This window comes from Synechococcus sp. MIT S1220 (genome assembly GCF_047303025.1).
In the GTDB taxonomy this organism is placed as follows: Bacteria; Cyanobacteriota; Cyanobacteriia; order PCC-6307; family Cyanobiaceae; genus Parasynechococcus.
The window spans coordinates 2,536,775-2,557,649 of the sequence record NZ_CP138939.1; the positions used below are offsets into that span (position 1 = coordinate 2,536,775).

General features: G+C 59.8%; 20 protein-coding genes. 6 read left to right on the top strand and 14 right to left on the bottom strand.

Going from position 1 to position 20,875, the window contains the following annotated elements; translation table 11 throughout:
* Nucleotides 1–191 precede the first annotated feature (191 nt).
* A complete protein-coding gene (locus SIB64_RS12660; RefSeq protein WP_413440555.1) occupies nucleotides 192–491 on the bottom strand; it encodes an RNA recognition motif domain-containing protein in 300 nt (99 codons plus the stop codon).
* Between the two features lie 5 nt (nucleotides 492–496).
* Between SIB64_RS12660 and SIB64_RS12665 the strand changes: the two genes are divergently transcribed.
* Nucleotides 497–883, top strand: coding sequence for a hypothetical protein (locus tag SIB64_RS12665; protein ID WP_413440556.1), 387 nt, complete (start codon nucleotides 497–499; stop codon nucleotides 881–883).
* Nucleotides 884–911: 28 nt separating this feature from the next.
* Here the strand turns inward: SIB64_RS12665 and SIB64_RS12670 are convergent, their stop codons facing one another.
* The 12 genes from SIB64_RS12670 to SIB64_RS12725 all read right to left on the bottom strand — a co-directional run bounded on the left by SIB64_RS12670 (nucleotide 912) and on the right by SIB64_RS12725 (nucleotide 17,448).
* Nucleotides 912–1,163, bottom strand: a complete 252-nt coding sequence (locus SIB64_RS12670) for a hypothetical protein (protein ID WP_413440558.1) — start codon at nucleotides 1,161–1,163, stop codon at nucleotides 912–914.
* On the bottom strand, nucleotides 1,163–2,980 hold the full coding sequence (locus SIB64_RS12675) for a DEAD/DEAH box helicase (protein ID WP_413440559.1): 1,818 nt from the start codon (nucleotides 2,978–2,980) through the stop codon (nucleotides 1,163–1,165). Before SIB64_RS12675 ends, SIB64_RS12670 begins: the two co-directional genes overlap by 1 nt.
* A 92-nt stretch (nucleotides 2,981–3,072) precedes the next feature.
* Entirely contained in the window at nucleotides 3,073–3,429 is a 357-nt protein-coding gene (locus tag SIB64_RS12680; RefSeq protein WP_413440560.1) for a phosphomannose isomerase type II C-terminal cupin domain, read from the bottom strand.
* Complete coding sequence (locus SIB64_RS12685; RefSeq protein WP_413440561.1) at nucleotides 3,429–4,976, bottom strand: ATP-dependent DNA helicase; 1,548 nt, start codon at nucleotides 4,974–4,976, stop codon at nucleotides 3,429–3,431. Before SIB64_RS12685 ends, SIB64_RS12680 begins: the two co-directional genes overlap by 1 nt.
* The gene (locus SIB64_RS12690) at nucleotides 4,973–8,566 is read right to left on the bottom strand and encodes a UvrD-helicase domain-containing protein (RefSeq protein ID WP_413440562.1); all 3,594 of its coding nucleotides are present in this window, start codon (nucleotides 8,564–8,566) and stop codon (nucleotides 4,973–4,975) included. The genes SIB64_RS12685 and SIB64_RS12690 overlap by 4 nt, the downstream gene beginning before the upstream one ends.
* Before the next feature lie 204 nt (nucleotides 8,567–8,770).
* Entirely contained in the window at nucleotides 8,771–9,565 is a 795-nt protein-coding gene (locus SIB64_RS12695; RefSeq protein ID WP_413440563.1) for a phycobilisome rod-core linker polypeptide, read from the bottom strand.
* A 540-nt stretch (nucleotides 9,566–10,105) separates the two neighbouring features.
* Complete coding sequence (locus SIB64_RS12700; RefSeq protein ID WP_413440564.1) at nucleotides 10,106–13,339, bottom strand: exodeoxyribonuclease V subunit gamma; 3,234 nt, start codon at nucleotides 13,337–13,339, stop codon at nucleotides 10,106–10,108.
* On the bottom strand, nucleotides 13,333–14,010 hold the full coding sequence (locus SIB64_RS12705; RefSeq protein WP_413443019.1) for a metallophosphoesterase: 678 nt from the start codon (nucleotides 14,008–14,010) through the stop codon (nucleotides 13,333–13,335). Before SIB64_RS12705 ends, SIB64_RS12700 begins: the two co-directional genes overlap by 7 nt.
* A gap of 68 nt (nucleotides 14,011–14,078) precedes the next feature.
* Complete coding sequence (locus SIB64_RS12710; protein ID WP_413440565.1) at nucleotides 14,079–14,423, bottom strand: hypothetical protein; 345 nt, start codon at nucleotides 14,421–14,423, stop codon at nucleotides 14,079–14,081.
* 109 nt (nucleotides 14,424–14,532) lie between these two features.
* Complete coding sequence (locus SIB64_RS12715) at nucleotides 14,533–16,293, bottom strand: hypothetical protein (RefSeq protein WP_413440566.1); 1,761 nt, start codon at nucleotides 16,291–16,293, stop codon at nucleotides 14,533–14,535.
* 88 nt (nucleotides 16,294–16,381) lie between these two features.
* Complete coding sequence (locus SIB64_RS12720) at nucleotides 16,382–16,702, bottom strand: MgPME-cyclase complex family protein (protein ID WP_413440567.1); 321 nt, start codon at nucleotides 16,700–16,702, stop codon at nucleotides 16,382–16,384.
* Nucleotides 16,699–17,448, bottom strand: coding sequence for a pyridoxine 5'-phosphate synthase (locus SIB64_RS12725; RefSeq protein WP_413440568.1), 750 nt, complete (start codon nucleotides 17,446–17,448; stop codon nucleotides 16,699–16,701). Before SIB64_RS12725 ends, SIB64_RS12720 begins: the two co-directional genes overlap by 4 nt.
* Nucleotides 17,449–17,475: 27 nt before the next feature.
* Here SIB64_RS12725 and SIB64_RS12730 point away from each other — a divergent pair, with 27 nt between their 5' ends.
* The 4 genes from SIB64_RS12730 (at nucleotide 17,476) to grxD (ending at nucleotide 19,433) form a co-directional block, all read left to right on the top strand.
* Nucleotides 17,476–18,231 carry a lysophospholipid acyltransferase family protein gene (locus SIB64_RS12730; protein WP_413443020.1) on the top strand — a complete coding sequence of 252 codons (756 nt, stop codon included), beginning with the start codon at nucleotides 17,476–17,478 and terminating at the stop codon, nucleotides 18,229–18,231.
* Between the two features lie 29 nt (nucleotides 18,232–18,260).
* Nucleotides 18,261–18,794, top strand: coding sequence for a hypothetical protein (locus tag SIB64_RS12735; RefSeq protein ID WP_413440569.1), 534 nt, complete (start codon nucleotides 18,261–18,263; stop codon nucleotides 18,792–18,794).
* A 34-nt stretch (nucleotides 18,795–18,828) separates the two neighbouring features.
* Nucleotides 18,829–19,065, top strand: a complete 237-nt coding sequence (locus SIB64_RS12740) for a BolA/IbaG family iron-sulfur metabolism protein (protein WP_413440570.1) — start codon at nucleotides 18,829–18,831, stop codon at nucleotides 19,063–19,065.
* A gap of 95 nt (nucleotides 19,066–19,160) precedes the next feature.
* A complete protein-coding gene (gene grxD / locus SIB64_RS12745) occupies nucleotides 19,161–19,433 on the top strand; it encodes a Grx4 family monothiol glutaredoxin (protein WP_413443021.1) in 273 nt (90 codons plus the stop codon).
* 55 nt (nucleotides 19,434–19,488) lie between these two features.
* On the opposite strand, the gene SIB64_RS12750 is transcribed toward grxD, so the two are convergent.
* The gene (locus SIB64_RS12750; protein WP_413440571.1) at nucleotides 19,489–19,761 is read right to left on the bottom strand and encodes a DUF6761 family protein; all 273 of its coding nucleotides are present in this window, start codon (nucleotides 19,759–19,761) and stop codon (nucleotides 19,489–19,491) included.
* Between the two features lie 74 nt (nucleotides 19,762–19,835).
* On the opposite strand from SIB64_RS12750, the gene SIB64_RS12755 reads away from it, so the two are divergent.
* Complete coding sequence (locus SIB64_RS12755; RefSeq protein ID WP_413440572.1) at nucleotides 19,836–20,603, top strand: response regulator transcription factor; 768 nt, start codon at nucleotides 19,836–19,838, stop codon at nucleotides 20,601–20,603.
* Nucleotides 20,604–20,875 lie beyond the last annotated feature (272 nt).

Below are 20,875 nucleotides of genomic sequence, written 5' to 3' on the forward strand. Positions count from 1 at the left end.
GCAGAAACGCCGAGGACTACGTACTGTTTTGCCACGTTTCAGAGATGACCATGAGGTGATGGGCTCACCAATCGATCATTCCAAACAAGTTCTTAACCGCTTACTCGGGCAGGAAATCAAACTCGATCTTCAGGAAAGCGAAGTGTGATTGATCTCTGCTCAGGCTCTAATTGATTCCGGACGATCAGTGGTCAGCGGTAATCACCTCGGTATCCACCGCCGCCGCCACCCCGGGGACCACCAGAGCGTTCACGGGGAGTGGCTTTACTCACGCGAATCATCCGTCCCATCCACTCGACGTCCTGCAAGTCGTCGATCGCCTTTTGCTCGTCTTCGTCGCTCTCCATCTCGACGAAGGCAAAGCCACGCTTGCGACCCGTTTCCCGATCGAGGGGAAGACTGCAATTCTTGACCTGGCCGTACTCACTGAAGAGATCGAACAAATGCTCCTGCTCGGCCTGGAACGAGAGATTGCCGATGTAGATGGTCATTGAACGTGGAACCGTTGGAAGCGCTCAGTCGCGTGAGCCGGTTCCGAGAAGGTTCGGAAAGGCCTGATGATCCGGACTTGAACCCACCGACGATACAGGGCAACGGCACGTTTCAACACAAAAAGCGGAAGGGAATTGGAAGGTCTTTCCCGAGCCGCAAGAATCTCGCTCATTGTCAGGAGATCCTGACGAGCTGGAGGCGAATGGAATCTCTGAATCTAAGCACCCTGCACTGGGCCGAAGACGGCGAACTGATCGCAGGCGATCGACTCATTCTTTTGAATTCCCTGGTTCCGCAAAGCATCCCGGACGTTCAGATCGAACTGATCAAAGCGGTCGAGTGCCTCAGCGTTCAACAGCTGGACGTGACCGCCCTGGTGAGCGAGTCCTGACATAGCGCCAACGCCGCTGCGGCTCTGATCAGTAGCCGTAGCGGCGAGCTGCCTCCTGCTTGCAACTGGTCTGTGCCGCATCAAAGCCAGCCCCTTCACCCAACTGATCAAGGAAGCAGCCGCAGGTGAATTCCCCCATCCCGGGTGGCGGCGTCTCACCGGCATCGTTCATGGCTGTCGAGAACGCCACCATGCACATCTTGCGGATCAGATTCTGGTCACCGCTTGCCAGGGCCGGACCGATCACGACCCCCAGCAGAACGGTCAAGAGGATGGGCATCAAGAGGCCTGACTGATCTGCAGCTCCCGGTTCATCACACGGAGACTCCGCAGGTTGTTGAACACATCCTCAGGCATCCCCTTGGGCAGATCGACAAGGCTGTGGTGATCAAAGATCTGGATCCGTCCGATCGAGCGGCCTTGCAATCCCGTTTCACCAGCGATCGCCCCTACCAGATTTCCTGGCTTCACCCGGTCGCGATGGCCGACTTCGACGCGGTAGCGCTGCATGGTGTCCTCCGGCGGCCGGCTGGGGCGCTCCCCACGACGACGGCCGTCGCCACGGTCACGGTCCCGCTCACGGCGCCGACCGCCAGCTGCTGCCTGTTGAATCCACTCCTCATCGCCCTGACAGAGGAACGGCGCCGGGCCGATGGCAAGGCTGAGGGCCGCCAACGCCAGCTGCTCAGCAGGCATCTCGAGTTCGGTGCCGATGCGCTGGATGAGCTCCTGGAGCAGAGCGGTCTCTTCCTCACTGTCGCGCGAGTTGCGCGCCGCATCGCTGAGCCTTGAACGCAGCCGATCGAGCCGACCCTGATTGATCGCTGCATTCCCGGGAATCTCCATCGGCTCAATCGGCTGGCCGGTGGCCCGCTCCATGTTGCTGATGAAGCGCCGTTCCCGAGGCGTGACGAACAGCACGGCCTCGCCACTCCGGCCCGCCCGCCCGGTTCTGCCGATGCGATGCACGTAAGCCTCGCTGTCGAACGGCATGTCGTAGTTGATCACCATGCCGATGCGATCCACATCCAGGCCACGGGCCGCCACGTCGGTGGCAACAAGGATGTCGACGGAACCGCTGCGGAGCCGCTCCACGGTGCGCTCCCGCTGGTTCTGTGGCACATCCCCGTTGAGAACAGCCACTTGATGACCACAGGCCTCAAGCGTTTCAGAAACGGTGAGGGTGATCGCCTTCGTTCGCGCGAAAATGATCACTCCTTCACTTCCACAGGCGTCGAGAACCCGCCTGAGCGCCTCGAGCTTGTGACTCATCGGCACTGTGATCGAGCGTTGGCGGATGCGTTTTCCTTCCCGATCCTTCGTCTGGATCGTCACCTCCGCTGGATCGTTGAGATAGCGCTTGGAGAGTCGGCGAATCTCCGGCGGCATCGTCGCCGAGAACAACACCACCTGACGCTCCTCTGGTAACTGCTCGAGGATCCACTCCACATCGTCGATGAAGCCCATCCGCAACATCTCGTCAGCTTCATCGAGCACAAGACTGCGCAGCTCGCTGGTGTCCAGGGTTCCCTGACGCATGTGGTCCATCACCCGGCCGGGAGTCCCCACCACCACGTCAACACCGCGGCGCAGTGCATTGATCTGGGAGCGGAAATCCGAGCCGCCGTACACCGCCAGCACCCGTAAGTGGGGATGACCAGCCGCATAGGCCTTAAAGGAGTCCGCCACCTGCATCGCCAGCTCGCGGGTGGGCGCGAGAACGAGGGCCTGAGGCTTGCGCTGACCCTCCTGCAGGCGCTCGAGCAGCGGCAGCGCAAAGGCTGCAGTTTTTCCTGTTCCGGTTTGCGCCTGACCCACGAGGTCGCGGCCCAGCATTAACTCCGGGAAGGCTGCGCGTTGAATCGGGGAGGGCTCGTCATAGCCCTTGGTCGCAAGGGTCTCCAGCAAAGCGTCGCTGAAGCCAAATCCTGAAAATCCGGATGGTGCAGTCGCCTCGGGCTCTGCAGAAGGCTCGATCGGCTCAGACTCGCTCGCGATCGCCTTGGTCTCCATCTCCTCCGGCGGAGTCTGTGTCTCTGCACTTATTGGCAGATCGACGGCGCACGAAGATTCCCCTTGCGGGTTCTGTTCGGTCATGTGTGGTAGGCCCAGGCCTGACTGATCTTTGAAATCAGGCTCACAATCTCCCCGCGATCGCAGATCGCTCTCCGGATTGCGCTGCCTACGCTTCAAAGGTTGGCTTCATATTGTAACACTCTCCCGAAATCATCCTGAAGGCGTTCGATGTCCTCTTCGCTGATCAAAGCACCGTGTTGCACTTCAAGAATCACCAGATCCGACTGGCCGCCTCGGGCACGGTGCACTTCCCCCAGCGGAATCTGAAGCATCAGACCCGGCGTGGCGTCGTACCAGGTCTCGCCGCAAAGCAACTGCCCATCACCAGCCACCACCGTCCAACTTTCACTGCGGTGATGGTGACGCTGAAGCGAAAGCTGTTTCCCTTGACGCACGAGCAGCCGCTTCACCTTGTAGCCAGGCGCCTCCAGAAGCTCCTCATACCAGCCCCAGGGCCGTTCAACGCGCATCAGGCCGAACCTGCCGTGACCAGGTCCAGGCTGGCACGGGCTCGTGTGATTGCCGTATAGAGCAGACAGCTCTCGAAATCGCCAGCATCCTGCAACGGCCAAAGCAGCATCACCGCATCCGCTTCACTGCCCTGGGCCCGGTGAATCGTGAGAGCAAGGGCCGGTTCAAGAGAAGTGATTCTCGCCGGATGCAAGCGGCGCAGCAGGGCAGAGCCATCGGCATCGATCACACGGAAGAGCAGGCGAGCAGATGCGCCACGGCCGATCTTCACGCCGAGATCACCATTGGAAAGCCCGAGGTCCGGTTGATTGCCGCCGCAGATCACCGGCGTTCCCTCCGGCCAAAGCATCGGATCATCCGCAGCAGCTGGGCCCAACAGTGTGCGGTGCACGTCCTCCAGGCTCCAGGGGCCCCTCCGGCGCGGACACAGCAGCAAATCACGCTCAAGAAGCTGCATCAACGGCCCCGCAGCCGTCTGAAGAGCAGCATCATCGAGTCGATCCAAATCCGCTGTCAGGGCCATCAGCCCTTGCTGGCGCTGATGCCAGTGATCGCGCACCGCGGTTGGCAGCCGCCGCAGGCTGTTCACCCGATGCGTGACGTTCGCCGTGGGAGGTAAATCTCCCAGTGACCGCCAAAAACAGTCCACCCCTCCCTGCCGCAGACTCACCGCCAGGTCCGCCAAAGCGCCTCGGTTGCGGTAGGTGCGGTTGAGCTGTATCGCAGCCGCTCCGAAACGCTCTCGGATCGCCGGCTCCTGCAACCGCTGCCACACCGCCCCGCTACCCACCGGTGGCAGTTGGGCTGGATCTCCGACCAGCACTAGACGACAGGCCGCTGGCAGGGCATCCAGCAACGCGGTCATCAGAGCAAGATCCACCATCGACATTTCATCGATTACCAGCAGATCCAGCTCCAGCGGCCGATCGCGACGCCGCCGGAACCCCTCAGCACCAGCTTCCAGCCAGCGGTGCAGCGTGAAACAGGGCAGTGGAGCCAGATGAGGGCCCACGGCATCACCAAGCCGTCGCGATGCCTTGCCGGTGGGAGCTGCCAAACCGATGCGGAGATCAGGATGGCGACCCAGCGCTCGACGCAACACCTCCACCACCGTGCTGGTCTTTCCGGTTCCCGGGCCGCCACTGAGCAACAGCACCGGTGCGTGATCGGGAGCCAGCACGGCCGCCTGTTGTTCAGGGTTGAGGTTGTCGCTGGGCTCAGCCACAGCCACTGGCGCCGGGAGGTCTGGTATCGCTCGCGCCAGCAAGGAGTGGAGAACGTCATCCATCGCCTCAAGCCAGCGACGCCAGCCGATCCGCTCTCCCTGCAGGAGCAATGGGGCTTCCGCACCGATGAGCCAACCACTGGCCTCAGCCACGGCACGGCGGTGCGCGGTGAGGGGAAGATCGAGTTCGCCCCGCTCAAGCGCCTCCACCAGCTCCTGAGAGAGAAGCTCCAAATCAGCACTGTTTTGCTCCGGGGCGATACGGCGCAGCAGGGTGCTGTGCAGCGCCTCTGCAAATCCACTTGGCCAGCTGCTGCTCATCCGGCCACACCCTCCAGAGCACGGTCGAGGGCGAGCACCCGTTCCAAGGGAGCCGGCTCCACCAAACGCCCCGGACCCACAACACCATCGCTCCAGCCTTCCCGCCCCGGCATGCCGCGCAGGAAGACGTACACATAGCCCCCCAGATGACACTCGGGCTTGTATCCCGGCAAGCGCCAGCGCAGATGCCGATGCAGAGCAACCAAATAGAGATGGGCCTGCAATGGGTAGTGATGGTGAAGCATCTGCGCGTGCATCGCCCCTGGGTCGTAATGACGGGGACCACAGAGATCGGCCACACCATCGACACCCCGCTCCCCCAGCCAGTTGCTCTTCCAGTCCGCCACCCACCAACGGGCCTGCTGGGGGTCGGGATCATCGGAGAAGACCAGATCGATCGAGCCGGTGAGAAAGCCCCGGCTGTTGATCGACAGACGGCTCAGCAGCTTGAGGTACTCACCACCGAAGCTCGCCTCCGGATTCCGCTGGAACGCCCGCACCAAGTCACCGGTGCGCACATGCTCCACCGGCAGATCAAAACTGAGTTCATGCAGGCGGCGCTCGGGGGTGAGATCGGCCAGCTCAAGGCTGCCCAAAATCCCGCCGAGGGGAGTGGTGAGCACCTGGTTCATTCCCTCCAGCACCGCCTGGGTCCAGTTCTCATCCAGACCGGCATGACGCAACTCTGAACCGATCACCGCTGCCGCTTGCTCCGAGGCCTGGAACGGAATCTGCTCGAGGATCCGGTGCAGACAATCCCCTGCGGCAGCACCCCGGGGAAAAGCAGCTAAGGGGCCTTGTTCAGACCACAACGCCGCATCGGAATCAGCGTCTGTAAGGCTGGCCTCTTCACCCTGAGGATCGCGATCCCGCCCTTGGTCAAGACGAGCCGGATCGAGGGGTGCCGCGATCCAGGCCGAATAGCTCGAACGCCCCCAGCTGCGGTCAATCCGCTGCGGTGTCGCACCGAGCCCGAGGGCCTCCTGATGCAAAGGAGCGATCCAACGCTGCTGCGTCGGCTCCGCTGGCAACGGCACGGCCGTGATCGGTAGCTGACGGATCTGATCCGCCGGACCCGCCTGGCCAAACAACCACCCCTGCAACGGAGGTGGCTCCTGACCTTTGCTTTTGGCCCAAACCAGCAGCAATTGGGAGCGAGCCCGCGTCACCGCCACATAGGTCAACCGTTCCGCTTCAGCTGCTGAGGCCCGCTGCTCCAACTGCGACAACGCGAATCCCTCCCCCCAGTGCCGGTCCAGGGCGATGGACCAGCCCGTCTCCCCCCTCTGACGCCAAAGCGGACCTTTGACCTCCCTTGGTCCTTGCCAGAGATAGGGACAGATCACAACCGGATACTCGAGCCCCTTGCTTCGATGCACCGTCACCACTGCAACGGCACTGTCAGCCAGATCGCTGTGGGGCTGGCGGGCATCGGGGACGGGAATCGGTGGACTGAGGCGCTGACGACGCAGCCAATCCGCAGCACTCGACAAATCCAAGCCCTGGGTGTGCATCGCCTCCTGCACCAACCGGGCCGCCTGCTGCAAATCACCCAGCAGCCGCCCCCGTTCTGAAAGATCCGCCATCAAGCGTCCCTCAAGCAAATCCGACAGACAACCGAGCAATCCCAGCTGCTCAATGCGATCGGCCTGCAAGCGCAAACGCTGTGCCAGCTGATCAAGGCCGCCGTCCTGAGCACCTGAGCGCAACTGTTCTGAAGTCCACCCCAGCAATGGGGAACAGGCCAGCAACCGCAGGCGCCGGTCATCCCCCGGCATGGCGAGGGCATCCAACAGCCACTGCAGAACCTGCGCAGCCTCACTTTCCAGCACATCCCCCTGATTCACGAGCCGAGTGGGTACACCGCGATCGGCAAGCGCCCGGCGCAGAACGGTGGCCTGGTCATGACGGCTCACAAGGAGGCAAAGATCGGCCGGCATCCGCTGCGGCTGATCAGCTAGCAGGCGCACAATGAGATCGGCAACCCGTGGCGGCAGGGCCTCTTCAAGGGCCGTTTTGGTGGAACCCTTCTCTCGCTCGGGCATGGAGAACACCTGCAACGGCCACTGGTTGTCCAGCAGGGTGGGCGCGGGTTCCCTACTGCAGGCCTGGACCACCGTTGCGGAAAGCTCAGAGAGAGGAAGGCCTGGTTCCATTAGCCGATTGAGCCCCTCCATCAAGGGGGCGGTCGTGCGGTGGTTATCGAGCAGATTGTCGATGCGTTGAACCTGCTGCCGGGCCTGCTTGTAGGTGTCCAGATCACCGCCTCTGAAGCGATAGATCGCCTGCTTCGGGTCACCAACCAACAGCAACAAATGGCGCTTAGCAGCACCGAATGCACGATGCAAAAGACGCCACTGCAGCGAATCGGTGTCTTGGAACTCATCCACCAGCACGGCCTTGTAACGCTGACGCAGCGGTTCCAGCCAGCGGGGATTGCCATCGCCTGGATCCAAGGCCGCCAGCAGGCCGGCAAAGGTGATCACCCCTCTGCGCTGCCGCCGATCCGCAAGCTGGGCAAGCCCGCGGCGCAGGGCATACCGCCAGACCCGCTCCACCGGACCATCCCAAAGATCGGCGATCGCCTTCTGCAGCTCGGGCATCGCCAGGGATGGCTCCCTCTCGCCAGCTTTTCGGGCGGCCTTGCACCAGGGTCCGGGGTGAAAGTAATCCCGCAACAACTTCTCTTGCTGCCGGATGCTGATCAGATCCGGCGGCTGCACTTCGGGCTGCTGCTCAAGCCAAAGGGTCAGCTGACCGCAGCGATCGGTGCGCGGTTTGACGCTGTAGGGCTTGGTATCGCTGCAGCCCGAGGCTTTCCATTGCTGCGCCGCGCTGCGAAAGGTGTGTTCCAGTGCGACTCCGTCCCGCCTCCAGAGCTTGCAGAAGCACTCCCAGCTCTTGGTCTGAAAGGCCTGGAGCTGTGGGGCCAGAGGCTGATCCGGGTCGAAGTCGGCTCCATCGATAGTCAGCCTTGGCCATGGATCAGCATCGATCCGCAACAACCCTTGCCGCAGCGCATCCGGGGAGAGTCCTGCGAGGCGCAGACCCTGGAGATGTCCAAAGGGGAGGTTGAGCAACTGCTGGTGCCAGAGGTCCTGCACCACCTCCTGCACCAGATCATGGGAATCGGTTTCCAGCTGGGGCTGCATGGCCGCACCACTGATCAGGGCCATTCGCCGCAGACTGCGCCGACAGAAACCATGAATGGTTGTGATGTCCGCCAGATCCAGCTGCTCGAGCGCGATCAGCAGCCGACTGATCCAGCTCTGCAACTGAGTGGAGCCCAGCGCCGAAAGCCACCAATCGATGAGCACCGCATCACCGATTGGCAATGGTTCCTCGCGCATCAGACACTCCAGACCACGCAGGGCGAGCTGCAGTCGGTTGCCGATGCGCGACCGCAGCTCAGCTGCTGCAGCCTCGGTGTAAGTCACCACCAGCAGTGCATCCACCGGTAGGCCCGACTCCGTGATCAGCCGTAGGCAGAGGTGGGCAAGGGCGAAGGTTTTGCCTGTTCCCGCACTGGCCTCAAGCAAACGCAGGCCCCCTGTGAGCGGGTAGGTGTTGGGGTCGAAGCGTTGGGCCATCGCGGCCGGCTAGCAGCCATTCACAAGGGAATCCACACTCTGACGAGTGGGCGATTGACACGCTTTTCGAGCTGGGCCACAACATGAGTACTGCGACTCATAGCCATGGCACGCCAGCTCACCTCTATCGGACTACTCGGAACAGCGATCGTCTTTCTTTATGTCGTCGCTCTGGTGAACAGTTCGGGGATCTGATTGCGACGATCAGAGACCGAGGAACATCGCGGGAATGCGATCGAGGGTGTGGATGCCCAGGATCTGTGTGGTGACATTGATCATCATCCCGCCGAGATGCGCTGCGCCCACCAGTGCAATCCCCCTCCAGAGCTTCTCGTAATTCGCGGGAGGCTTACCGCCGGACCATCTGGCCGATATTCCGACGTAATCGACACTGGCCGGACGCTTAATTGGCAGGGATGTTCCTGCGGCCAAGTTGTTCAGCAGGATGCTGGATGAGCCCTTGGCCCGATCGCTGCTATTGAAGCTTTGCTCCAAGGCGGCGATACGCACGAAATTCATCATCGACATCCCCCCTGCTGACGTCCAAGCCCGGGCATAAGGAACGGTGTCATCGCCGAAAACCTCGGTGTACTCAGCCGAGTCGACGAGGCTGTCAACAAGAGCGTCAAAACCCGATGCAGCCTGCAATGCAATGCTTCCAGCAACCTCCTCCTGACTGAGGGGAGGGCGTCCAAGCACGTGCTTGTACGTGAGCTCAACACCGCGGTTGGGTGCCACGCCGGCAAAAAAGCGGGACTTGTAGTGATCAGTCTTGGCGAGGCCACGGATGAACTCACGCACACACAAGCGTCCTTCTTTTAATTGCGATTCGAGCTCATCAGAACGCTCATTCGCCATCACATAGCAATTGCCGAAGACATGGCGATAGGCGGCTCGGATCACTACATCAAGCGTGTCGGAATCACTAGCTGAAAACCGATCAAAGGTGACCCGGTGTGGACAATCTTGATGCTCGCGAGGGCCTGTCCCCAAACGCATCTCAGCACACGACTGCCTCAGATAATCCCCATTACTAAGGGCAGCACCCGATGCAGTCCGTCCAGCCGAAGCATAGGAAAGAGAGGCATTTTTGGATTCAGCACCAAAAGACAGTTTCGGAGAAATAGATGCGTTCATCGGAATACGTACAACCTATGGGGCTGATCAGAAGTGGGCTTCTCGCGGAAACTACCCGGCACAAAAGCCAGACGAGCAATTAAACAAAATCGCGTAACAATTAATCTTTAAACTTAATCCAAAGAATATTTATTAATGTTTTAAGTTCTTAAGAAGATAAACATTGGCAGGGATTCATGCATCCCTCTCCCCCACCGCTCCAGTCCAAAACCGTTGTATTTGAGCCTCTCAAACGTGCAGTTTCAGTCTCCCAACTGCTCCGTAATCGCCAGGGTGAGCTCCGAACTGTTACGTCGGATCTTGTTCATCTCCTGGTATTGCAATCATGCGTAGGCGGCAGCCACTGCTGACCTCGACTCGAATTCGATGATGAGGGTGACGGCACCAAGTCAGGGCAGCATGTCAAGGCACGAGGGCCCCGAGCAGCGGCCGATACAAGGCCTCACAGGCCGATTCGAACCCATCGCTGTCCAGCAAGAGATCTGCGTCAGCAGCCAGGCCAAAACAGAGTTGTTGCGAAAGTTTCTCCCGCTCCAAGTCCCAGGTGCGCCGGAACCGATCCAAGCCGGAACCCGGTTTGCGCCATTCATGCCACATCAACGACCAGCCGCTGTTCGGCGGAACAGGCCAACACTGGCTTAGCCCCTGCCGGGCCAAGTGCTGGACCTGCAACAGCTCCGATCGGGCCGTCTCGGGCTCCAGCACAGACCAGGTGAGATGACGGGCTGCTCCATCACCACGGTCAGCGCGTGCCACCACAGCACTACCGCTGAAACAAACCGCGTCCGCACACAACTGCAGATGCTGCAACCAAGCGCGCATCACCCCATGGGCACTGAGCCGCCCGGGTTGCACCACCACCTGCATCTCTCCAGCAAACAGGCGATTTCCATCGCGACGGCACGGCCCCAACTGATCCAGAACCTGCTGGATCGCTTGCCAACGCTGCAACAAACCCCACTCCTCCAGCTCAGCTCCCGCCCCCGCCGGCAGCACCCCCTGGCCTGCCAGATCGTTCCGCCACCGCGGGGGCTCAGCCGATGGGAGATAGGCCTCAATTGCCTTCTCCAGCAATTGATGACGTTGGAGTGCGTCCAGCTCAAGATCCTCGAAATCAAGCACCGCCTCAATGGCTTCGCCGGTGTGAATCCCCAGTTGCCGCAACCAGCTCGCCTGGGGATTCACGAGCCATCGCTGCAGCTCCTCCATCGACACCTGATCAGCGGAAACCACAGCGCTCTCCGCGGACCACCGAAGCGGCAGGGCAAGTCCCAGAGTCTTTCCAGCGACCTCCCGTGGCTGGTCAAGCCAACGCCTTGCCTCCAGTTGGCGTCGATCACAACTCAAAGGATCCCTGCCTTTACCGGAAGAGAAGTTGCTGCGATCCAGCGGATTGGGAGCCGGCTCGAGCACAAGGCCCTCGCAAGCAGTCTCGCCGAGCTGCTGCCTGAGGTCTCCAATCCATTGCTCGACGGGCGCAGCCGGAGGTTGCACTTCCCCGGTTTGCTCATGGCGCCCGCACCAGCTGATCATCAGGTGCTGCCGGGCAGACATCAGCGCTTCGAGCAACACATAGCGGTCCTGATCACTGCAGCGGGGATCCCCAAGCCTGCGTTGATGCTCCAGCAGATGGAACCCCGGACGCTGGTCCCGCCGTGGGAACGCCTGGCCATCAAGGCCCATCAGCACAATCGCCTTGTGGGGAATCGCCCGCATCGGCTCCAGCGCACTGACCGTGAGCGCGCCACTGCGATGCCCGAAGCGCCCGCTGTCGACAGACAAGGCCTCCGACAGCACCTCCGCCGCCACCGTCACATCCAGCTCCGCCTCGAAACCCGCGGCGCGCACCTGCCAATCCGCAAGGGCTGCCGACCAGCTCTGCCGCTCCCAGCCCCAATCACCGCCGTCACCGAACCACTCCTGCAGTAACTCCTGCAACAGCACAACCCAGTCGGAACATCGACGGGGCTGGCGCAAACGCTGGAGCCAACGCACCACCCTGTCGAGCAGGGTCCACCACCGCACGAGGCGCTCCGGGTCCAACGCTTCATGGAATGGAGCCGCTCCGCCTGGTGCCAGCCCATCACGCTGCGGTAGAACCAGGCCGAGCAACCAGCGGTCCAGACACCAGCACAGGCTGTGGGTCTCATCGCCGCCACGCTCCCGTGCATCCAAACCCCAACGAAACCCACTGCGCTGGAGTGCACGGGTGCAGTTGGCCATCTCTTCGCTGCTGAATCCCTGCTGACGCTGCACGGCCGGATTGGCCAGAACCTGCTCCAGGCCAGAGGCGGTAAGCCGTCCACCCGCCAACTGGAGCAGGGCGAGCACAGCCATCGTGAGACCTGGCGAGGACTGCTGGGAGCGGTCGGTCAACCGCCAGGGCAACTCAACACCGATGGCCCCTGTGTCGTTAAGAACCGAGCTAAGTAACGGTGCATAGCGATCCACCTGAGGTGTCATCACCAGCACATCACGGGGCGTGAGATCGGGATCCGCTGCCAACCACTGCAGGATGCGATCACGCACCAGCTGCACTTCCCGCCAAGGCCCCGGAGCAGCCTGAAACAGTAGGGAGCTGTCGTTTGGAAGGCGCTGCAACGCATCAGCCCCATCGGGATCCACCAATTGATGCTGCAATTGCTCCAGGAGGGACGCGGAGCGACCAGCGCTCGCGGCGATGGCGCGCGGATCGAGAAACAAGTCCCCCTCGCGAACCTCCCCCAACTGGCTCTCGCCACTCCCTTCCAGCAACTGCTGATATTCCGCCCCCATCCGCCCCAGACACGCCTCAAGACGAGGAGCCTCCTGCAGCCAAGCCCCGTCAGGGGGGGCGATCCAGTCCTCACCGAGGCGCTGACGCCGGCTACCGCAGCGCTGCCATAGATCACGGCACGGGGTGAGCAGATACACCTGAACATCCACACTCCCCGACAGGGCCTGGATCAGCTGGACCTGCACAGGGGCCAAAGCACTGATCCCAAACATCCGCAGCCTGCTGGGCAGCATGGCTGGATCCACCTGTCCGGACCGCAAGCGTTCAATGGCCTCGCTCACTTGCAACCCAAAGGGTGGCGACGGCAATACGGTGATCAGCTGCCGAAACAGAAGGGGCTGCCAATCCTGCTCCTCAGATTGATGCATAGACGAATTCGATGAATTCGACAACTGCATCCACTGCAAAAGGGTCTCAGGCCTGTACAGCGCATAGTCATCGAACGCATCGGCAATCGCGCGAGCCAACTGCCAGCGATCCCTGCTGAGACGGGATGGATCTGGGTCCCGTCGATCTAGCCAAGTCCGCAGGGGCTGAGCAGCGGGTTGCTCCAGTAACTCCGGCAACAGCTCAAGCACAGACCACACCAATGTTGTGGCGCGCCAGGGATCCTCACCCTGTTCCGGAAGGTCCAGCAAGCGCCGCAGCAATTGCCGCAGACGACCTCCCGGGAAAGGAAATCGCACCAACGAACTGATTCCGTTGGCATGGGCCAGTTGCTCACCCAACCAGCGGCTCGTGGGCCAGGTATTCACGAGAACTTCCACCGTCTCGAAGGGGCCTGGACAGTCCTCGTGAAGCTGGCGAGCCAACAGTGCAGCCAGAACCTCGGCGCGGTTGCTGCGATACAGCGTTAGCAAGCGCTGGATTCCCCTGAGGGAACGGCCACGAGTGATTCAGACCGGTCAGACCGTGGCGAGGGTGAGGTCAAACGCGCCCCTTGCACCTGCACGAGCGCATCGGTTTCTGGGCAAAAGGCAGAGAGCCATCCCCCGTAGATCGCACCGGTGTCCACCATCACGATGTCATTTCTGGATTCCACGTCCGTCAGCGGGGTATGGCCGATCACGACGCGACCGAAGCGGCCGTCATAGTTGTTCCAAAAGGCATCACGAATCGATAAATCTGGCTGCCCCTCACTGTTGAAGCCGGCATGGGTTGCGCTCCAGCCATCAGCTGTATAAACGGAGGGTAGAAGCTCAAAGCGCTTCAGCCACTGACGCGCCAAGTGATCTCCGAGCAGGCGGTAGGTATCAAGGCGCTGAAGTCTGTTGTGAGCGCCAACACCTGCATCCTGCAGGGCATCGATTAGGTCCTGCTCATGGTTTCCGCGCAGCCAGGTGGCACGACCGATAAGAACGAGCTCCCACACCAAATTCATAGAGGCTTCGATCCCATCGCCCCGATTGATCAGGTCACCCAGAAAAACGAGGTGGTCTTGAACCGGTAAAACCCCGAGAAGCGTCTGCAGAGACTGAAAACAGCCGTGAACATCCCCAATGATCCAATGGCGTCTGTGGGGAGCGTCCAAGACCATCGCCGGAGACCTACTGATCTTGGATCGGCGAGGGGCTTTTGTCTTCCAAGTTGATGATTTGATCAGAACAAGCCAAAAAAACGTCGGCGCTGTGACGGCTCCTGCCGGGCATTCGCTGCTGATTGACTGGGGCTGGGCTTCTCCCTCTGGTATCGAGGCTTGGCATCGCCAACCGTGAGCAGAGGATCATTGTTCTTAAACCAGATCCAATCCCGGATCGGGGACGTTTCCGTCAGATCTCGCCGCGTCAGACCCAATCCAAGCTTTGCTGACGCACCCAGCAGGATGTCCACCATGGCGTCTCCATCGGGGCAGGTTGCAAGAGCCTTGTTGGTCTTCTCCGCACCATCAAGCGCCTTGACAAGCAGCGCGATGCGCTGTCTGACAGGAAGTGTGCTCGGGTCCACGTCCAGACCTAATGATGTTTAGAGCTTAAGAGCAAGAATAGAGGGAGCCGATATCGCGTTAGTTCCCTGGCAACTCTTGATAGAGAGTTGCCAGTTGCCGGATAGAACGTCAAACAAAATCAGCGTTTCGGATAGCTTTGTCGAGGGCCGAATCCCGCAAGCCAAGATCAGCTGGAATTTGTGCGATCAATTCGTCGGATCGATCCAATAAACCGTTCTGGTTGGAGTCGTAAACGATCCCTTGCCAGCCTTGCCCATTCTTCTGGCGGTCATCAACGAAATATTGATCAGCTTCACCATGCAATTGCATGGAATCCTGCTTGGGATTGAAGTCAGTGATTACTGCATAATCTTTTTTGCCGTTCTTCTTCTTCTTGCCGTCGTCGTACAAAACACCATCCTCAGTTCCGAGAACAAACGTATCTTTGTCCTTGCCGCCAGTCATTTCATCAATTTCCTTCCTTCCACCTCCTGATTCAGGGGCAGCACCAATAATTTTATCTTTACCGCCACCTCCATCAAGGGTGTCATCCCCAGAGGCACCGATCATCGTTTCACTTTTCTTTGAACCCTTCAACTTGTCCGAAGAGCCCGAACCCAACTCAAGGTCTTTTCGCTTATTGAACTTCTTCGCCAAGGACTTGAAGTCTTTTTTATCCAATTCACTGAATTCGATTTTTTCAAATTCAATCTCAGCTTTTTTGTCAACGTCAGTCCACTTCACTTCACCCCAATCGATATTTTTGCAGTCAGCGTCCTCACCCGCCCAATCGAGCTCCTCCCATTCGACTGATTCCCATTGAATCTGTTTGGCATCGGATTGTCTTCCTTCCCAATCCAGGTCTTTCCAATCCACGGCGCCCCAGTCGATTGCAGTCGCATCGGATTGTTTTCCTTCCCAGTCCAGATCACCCCAATCAACCGCTCCCCAGTCGATCGCTTCCGCATCCGCGTCCGGCCCATCCCAATCCAGATCACCCCAATCAACCGCTCCCCAGTCGATCGCTTCCGCATCCGCGTCCGGCCCATCCCAATCCAGATCACCCCAATCAACCGCTCCCCAGTCGATCGCTTCCGCATCCGCGTCCGGCCCATCCCACTCCAGATCACCCCAATCAACCGCTCCCCAGTCGATCGCTTCCGCATCCGCGTCCGGCCCATCCCACTCCAGATCACCCCAATCAACCGCTCCCCAGTCGATCGCTTCCGCATCCGCGTCCGGCCCATCCCAATCCAGATCACCCCAATCAACCGCTCCCCAGTCGATCGCTTCCGCATCCGCGTCCGGCCCATCCCAATCCAGATCACCCCAATCAACCGCTCCCCAGTCGAAGTTGTCCTCGACGGTGCTGTCGTCCCAGTTCACCGAATCCCAGCTGTAATCGCCCCAGTCCTGGTCGTCAGGCATTGGGGGCAGATACCCATCGTCCGGAGGCAGGAATGCAATGCCTGTTTCAGGATCGATCGCTGGCGGATAACTGCCCTCTGGCAGATCTTCAATGGGGCCATACCCAGTCTCTGGTGGCAGGAATGCAATGCCTGTTTCAGGATCGATCGCTGGCGGATAACTGCCCTCTGGCAGATCTTCAATGGGGCCATACCCAGTCTCTGGTGGCATGGGGGCCACGCCGGTTTCAGGATCGATCGCGGGCGGATAACTGCCCTCTGGCAGAACATCAATGGTGGGGACGTAGGGAGCAGGTGAAGGACTCACCATGGGACCTGGCGTCGGGTAATCCATGGGATCCGGATAACCAGGATCCGGCGTTGGCTCGGGAAGGCTCGGTTCCGGACTTGGTACCGGAGATGGATCTGGCGACGGGGGCGGTGCTGGAGCCGGTGTGTAGTCGTACATCCCTTCGTGAGACATCTGCTCCTCTCGGCTTCTCACCAAAACTTAAGTGCTCTTTATATCAACGACTGCTCTTCGCTTCGCTCAAAAGCCAAATCAATGCATCTCAGAGCTGACTAGCAAGGGGCTCAGGAATCTCAGCCGAGGGCGCCTCGAATTGCCCGGTCACCACATATTCCAGACGCAACTTCAAGAAGGTGATGAAACTGGGATCCGATGACACCACCGCAGCAGTGGGCTGGGGAATGAGTTGATTGAGTTCAGCAAACTGCGGAGCCGACAGAAAGGCCGGTTGTCTCACCAACCAGAAATCGACTGTTTTGTTGTTCTCCGCGTAGTTGCGAAGCCGTTCACGCAGCACCTCATCCAACGGCTCCTCTTCGATCAGAAACCGTTCGCTGGCCGCAATGAAGTGATACTGAGTCATCCAGGCGTCTGTCCAAACAGGGGGTCGAGGCGTGGATTCTGAATCAACGCCTTCATTTCACGCACCGCCTGTTGCAGACCGACGGCCAGGGCGCGGGCCACGATCGTGTGGCCGATGTTCAACTCCTCCATCCCTGGAAGAGCCGCAACGGGTTCCACGTTCTGATAGGTCAGGCCATGGCCGGCATTGACGCGCAAGCCAAGCTGACGTGCAATGACGGACCCCTCACTGAGCCGGGCCAGCTCTTGAGGTTGTTCAGTCCAACCCGCTTCGGCATAGGCACCTGTGTGCAACTCGACCCACTGCGCACCACAGAGTTTGGACGCTTCGAGCTGTCGCCCATCGGGGTCAACGAACAGGCTTACGGGAATTCCAACCTCCTGAAGCTGTGAGACCAGATCGGTAAGAGCCGCTTTCTGCGAAATGATGTCGAGCCCTCCCTCGGTGGTGACCTCCTCGCGCCGTTCCGGCACCAACGTGACCATGTCGGGCCTCACACGCAGCGCGATCGCCACCATTTCAGAGGTCGCCGCCATCTCGAGATTGAGTCGGGAACGGATGGTCTGACGCAGGAGTTCAACGTCCCGATCCTGGATGTGACGACGGTCTTCCCTCAGATGCACCGTGATGCCGTCAGCTCCCCCCAGCTCGGCGAGCATCGCCATGGGCACGGGATCCGGCTCGACCGTTCTGCGGGCCTGACGCACGTTGGCGATGTGATCGATGTTGACGCCGAGACTTGTCATGACGACGACGATGTCGAAGCGGATCCTATGCAGCGCTGGACAAGCGCCGTAAGTTCTCAGGGCCAAAAAATCAGCGTGACGGTGCCAGTGGCCCTCGCCACCCGCGAATCAACGCTTCAAGTTGGAATTGATCCCTTCTGGTCACCCCTTGCGATGCTTGTCACGCAGGACCTGGCCCTCAGGCTTCAGTTCAAAGAGCGGCTGGTTCTGCAGCATCACAATCTGCCCCGCTCTGGTCCGGTGCTGTTGGCACCGACCCATCGAGCCCGTTGGGATGCGCTGATGCTGCCAATGGCAGCAGGCCGACGGGTGACGGGACGCGATTGCCGCTTCATGGTCACGACAACGGAGATGTCGGGTCTTCAGGGTTGGTTTCTGCAGCGGTTGGGTTGCTTTCCTGTGGATCAGGGGCGTCCATCCCTGACGACGCTGCGTCTGGCGATTGATCTTCTGGCTGATGGCCAGCAACTTGTGATGTTTCCAGAAGGGCGCATCCATCGCAAGGACCAACCGATTCACCTGCACCAGGGGCTGGTCCGCTTGGCGGGCCTGGCCCAGAGCCGCGGCGTGCAGGTGCCTGTCATTCCAGTTGGCCTGGGCTACAGCCAGGCACCTCCCAAACCGTTCAGTCGGGCGGCCATCTGTTTTGGCAAACCGATCTACGTTCCCGAAGACCATGGCAGGGAAGCGCGGATCCAGTTCAATCGTGTTCTGGCACAAACGATGCATACGGCTGAACAAGCGGCCCGTGAAGCCGTGGGTCGGCCTTTGCAGTGCCTTTAATAAGCCCGACTTTTTATATTCCTGACACCATGGGTTGTCGCACCCTGCTGATGGCGTCGGCCCTGCTGACCTCCCTGGCCTTCGCCCCCTGTGAAGCCATCGCTCAGGGAGGCGGTGCGAACGACCGGGTCCTTGCTCAGAGTGAGAGCGGCTTCAACCCAGCTGCTGTTCAGGCCCTGATCAACCGTGGTGATGCGGCGGTGGCAGCGGGTGACTTGACCACTGCCAAAAAGGCTTACGACGACGCACGCAAAGCATCCAAGCAGCTTCTGGCGTTCTACAGAGATCTGAGCGGCGCCTTCCGAGGTCTGGACGCACGCATTCCGCGCGAAATGGACAGCAAAGGACGCCTGGCACTGGGGTTGCTTGCTGAATCCAATCTCCGCCTTGCCGCTCTGTTCCGTCTCCAGAACCAACCTGAGGTCGCCGTGCCGGTCCTGGTTGAAGTGGTGAAGTTGATGACGCCCTCCCAACCCCAGGGACAGAAGGCGTACCAAAGCCTGGTTGAACTCGGCTTTGTGGAAACAGAATTCAAGGGAGCATCACCCGCCGGAATCAACTGATCTGTCAACATCCAGTTCTGAGAACGCCCCTGAGATGGTTCAGCCGGACGCGGTCCAAGCCGCCATACAACGTGCCATTCCCGATGCACAAGTGACGATCGAGGATCTCACTGGTGGTGGAGATCATCTTCAGGTGAGCGTTGTATCAACATCTTTTGACGGCCTGACTCGGATCAAACAGCATCAGATGGTGTACGGCGCGCTCCAGCAGGAACTCGCCAGTGAAGCCATTCACGCCTTGGCTCTGAACACCTCAGTGCCCGCAGGCTGACTGTTGCTCTCTCCATTCACTCAACCTTCTGCAAGTCGCCACCAATGGACGCCACAACCCGCAGCAAAATCGAGGAGCTGATTGGTTCCAGCCCGATTTTCGTTTTCATGAAGGGCTCAAAATTAATGCCCCAGTGTGGATTCTCAAACAATGTTGTTCAAATTTTGCACTCTCTGGGGGTGAGTTTCGAAACCTTCGATGTGCTGTCTGACGGGGAGATACGTCAGGGAATCAAAGAATTTTCGAGTTGGCCGACCATCCCTCAGGTTTACGTCAAAGGGGAATTTATCGGCGGATCCGACATTTTGATCGAGATGTACAACGCCGGCGAACTCAAAGAAAAACTTGAGATTGCTCTCGCTAGCTGAAGTCAAAAAAGTCCTTAGGGAACAATTAGCCATGGAATTACTCCTCGGCTAATCCCTAATAACCCTGTGGCCGCCGCATATATAGGGTACTGACATCACCGTCCGGGCCGATAAAGCTTGAAGGATCCATGATCCAGCGGTCGATTAATTGCTCAAGTCGATGCTGCTGTAGACGGTCGAGGGAGCTTGTGCGTCTCAAAGCGTGGAGGTACCCATCGGCGTAAATACGCAACTCGGAAGGCGAGTGGAATTGGCTTGTGAGCTCTTGACAAGCGTCACAAAGGGACTGGAAGTGGCGGATAGCTTCCGGGTCTTCGAGTGACGTCATGAAATGAGACAGCTGCCTCTGTTACCAGCGTGCCAGGAATTTCCGCTTAGCGTAAGCGCGCCTTAGTCAGTGCTGTGACCTCCATCCCCCGCGATCTCACGGCTGACGCCTGCGATCAGAGCCTCACCACCATGACGATGGATAGCTCTGGCACGGGCCAGGAGCCGTCAAGGGTCCTCGTGGTTGAGCCCCACCCCACCCTGCGCACTGTGTTGGTGCAAAGGCTCCGGCAAGACGGCCACCTCACCGCAGCCGTGGGACGAGCCGGCGAAGCCTTGGAGATCTGTCAGGACCAGTCCCCCGACTTACTGGTCAGTGCGGAGATCCTTGAACAGAGCTCTGCGCTGCGTCTTGCCGAACAACTTCGTTGCCCAGTGATCGTGCTTACCGCACGAACCGGAGCAGACCCGGTCGTTGGATTGCTGGACGATGGCGCCGACGATGTGTTGCGCAAGCCCTTCGGCCTTGAGGAACTTGCGGCGCGATGCCGCACGTTGCTGAAACGGGGGCACAGCGGACTGCAGGAGCGCGTCACCGTTGGCCCTCTTGAGGTTCATCTCCTGCTGCGTCAGGTCACACTTCGTGATCAACCCGTTGAATTGAGCCCCCGTGAATTTGCCCTGCTATGCGCGTTGCTGATGCCACCTGGGCTGGTGCGCAGTCGTCAGGAACTGCTCCGCATGGCCTGGCCTCCCTTCAGTGGTGGCCCGCGATCAGTGGACACTCAAGTTCTCACCCTGCGCCGCAAACTCGAGCAGGCCGGCCTGGGAGAGGGCGGAGGCATCACCACCGTGCGACAGCGAGGGTATCGCTTCAGCCTCGACAACTTGCCTGCGGGCTGAAGTGTTCAAGGCTTGGCCTGCTGAAGCAGCTCCTAAAGCCCCTCCTGGAAACGCCTGTGAAGTTCGGCCTGAAATTCAAAACCAATCGAGACTGAATTAGGGATGATCTGAAGCTAAGCATCCACAATTGATTGGTAGCCGGGATCTGAGCAGAGCAGCCTCAGATTCTCAAGCTCGTTGGCACTGAAGTTAGTTTTATAAAGCTCGACAAATCGCTCTTGAACCATTGACCAAGACACCACATCCTCAGCGGTTTGCTTAAATACGGCTTA

Coding starts and splice junctions, on each gene's coding strand:
- SIB64_RS12680 (WP_413440560.1), bottom strand. CDS start 3,429: ATGCGCGTTGAACGGCCCTGGGGCTGGTATGAGGAGCTTCTGGAGGCG.
- SIB64_RS12660 (WP_413440555.1), bottom strand. CDS start 491: ATGACCATCTACATCGGCAATCTCTCGTTCCAGGCCGAGCAGGAGCAT.
- SIB64_RS12675 (WP_413440559.1), bottom strand. CDS start 2,980: ATGACCGAACAGAACCCGCAAGGGGAATCTTCGTGCGCCGTCGATCTG.
- SIB64_RS12725 (WP_413440568.1), bottom strand. CDS start 17,448: ATGACAAGTCTCGGCGTCAACATCGATCACATCGCCAACGTGCGTCAG.
- SIB64_RS12670 (WP_413440558.1), bottom strand. CDS start 1,163: ATGCCCATCCTCTTGACCGTTCTGCTGGGGGTCGTGATCGGTCCGGCC.
- SIB64_RS12690 (WP_413440562.1), bottom strand. CDS start 8,566: ATGGCCCAACGCTTCGACCCCAACACCTACCCGCTCACAGGGGGCCTG.
- SIB64_RS12720 (WP_413440567.1), bottom strand. CDS start 16,702: ATGACTCAGTATCACTTCATTGCGGCCAGCGAACGGTTTCTGATCGAA.
- SIB64_RS12740 (WP_413440570.1), top strand. CDS start 18,829: ATGGTTCAGCCGGACGCGGTCCAAGCCGCCATACAACGTGCCATTCCC.
- SIB64_RS12695 (WP_413440563.1), bottom strand. CDS start 9,565: ATGCGTTTGGGGACAGGCCCTCGCGAGCATCAAGATTGTCCACACCGG.
- SIB64_RS12685 (WP_413440561.1), bottom strand. CDS start 4,976: ATGAGCAGCAGCTGGCCAAGTGGATTTGCAGAGGCGCTGCACAGCACC.
- SIB64_RS12715 (WP_413440566.1), bottom strand. CDS start 16,293: ATGTCTCACGAAGGGATGTACGACTACACACCGGCTCCAGCACCGCCC.
- SIB64_RS12735 (WP_413440569.1), top strand. CDS start 18,261: ATGGGTTGTCGCACCCTGCTGATGGCGTCGGCCCTGCTGACCTCCCTG.
- SIB64_RS12750 (WP_413440571.1), bottom strand. CDS start 19,761: ATGACGTCACTCGAAGACCCGGAAGCTATCCGCCACTTCCAGTCCCTT.
- SIB64_RS12730 (WP_413443020.1), top strand. CDS start 17,476: ATGCAGCGCTGGACAAGCGCCGTAAGTTCTCAGGGCCAAAAAATCAGC.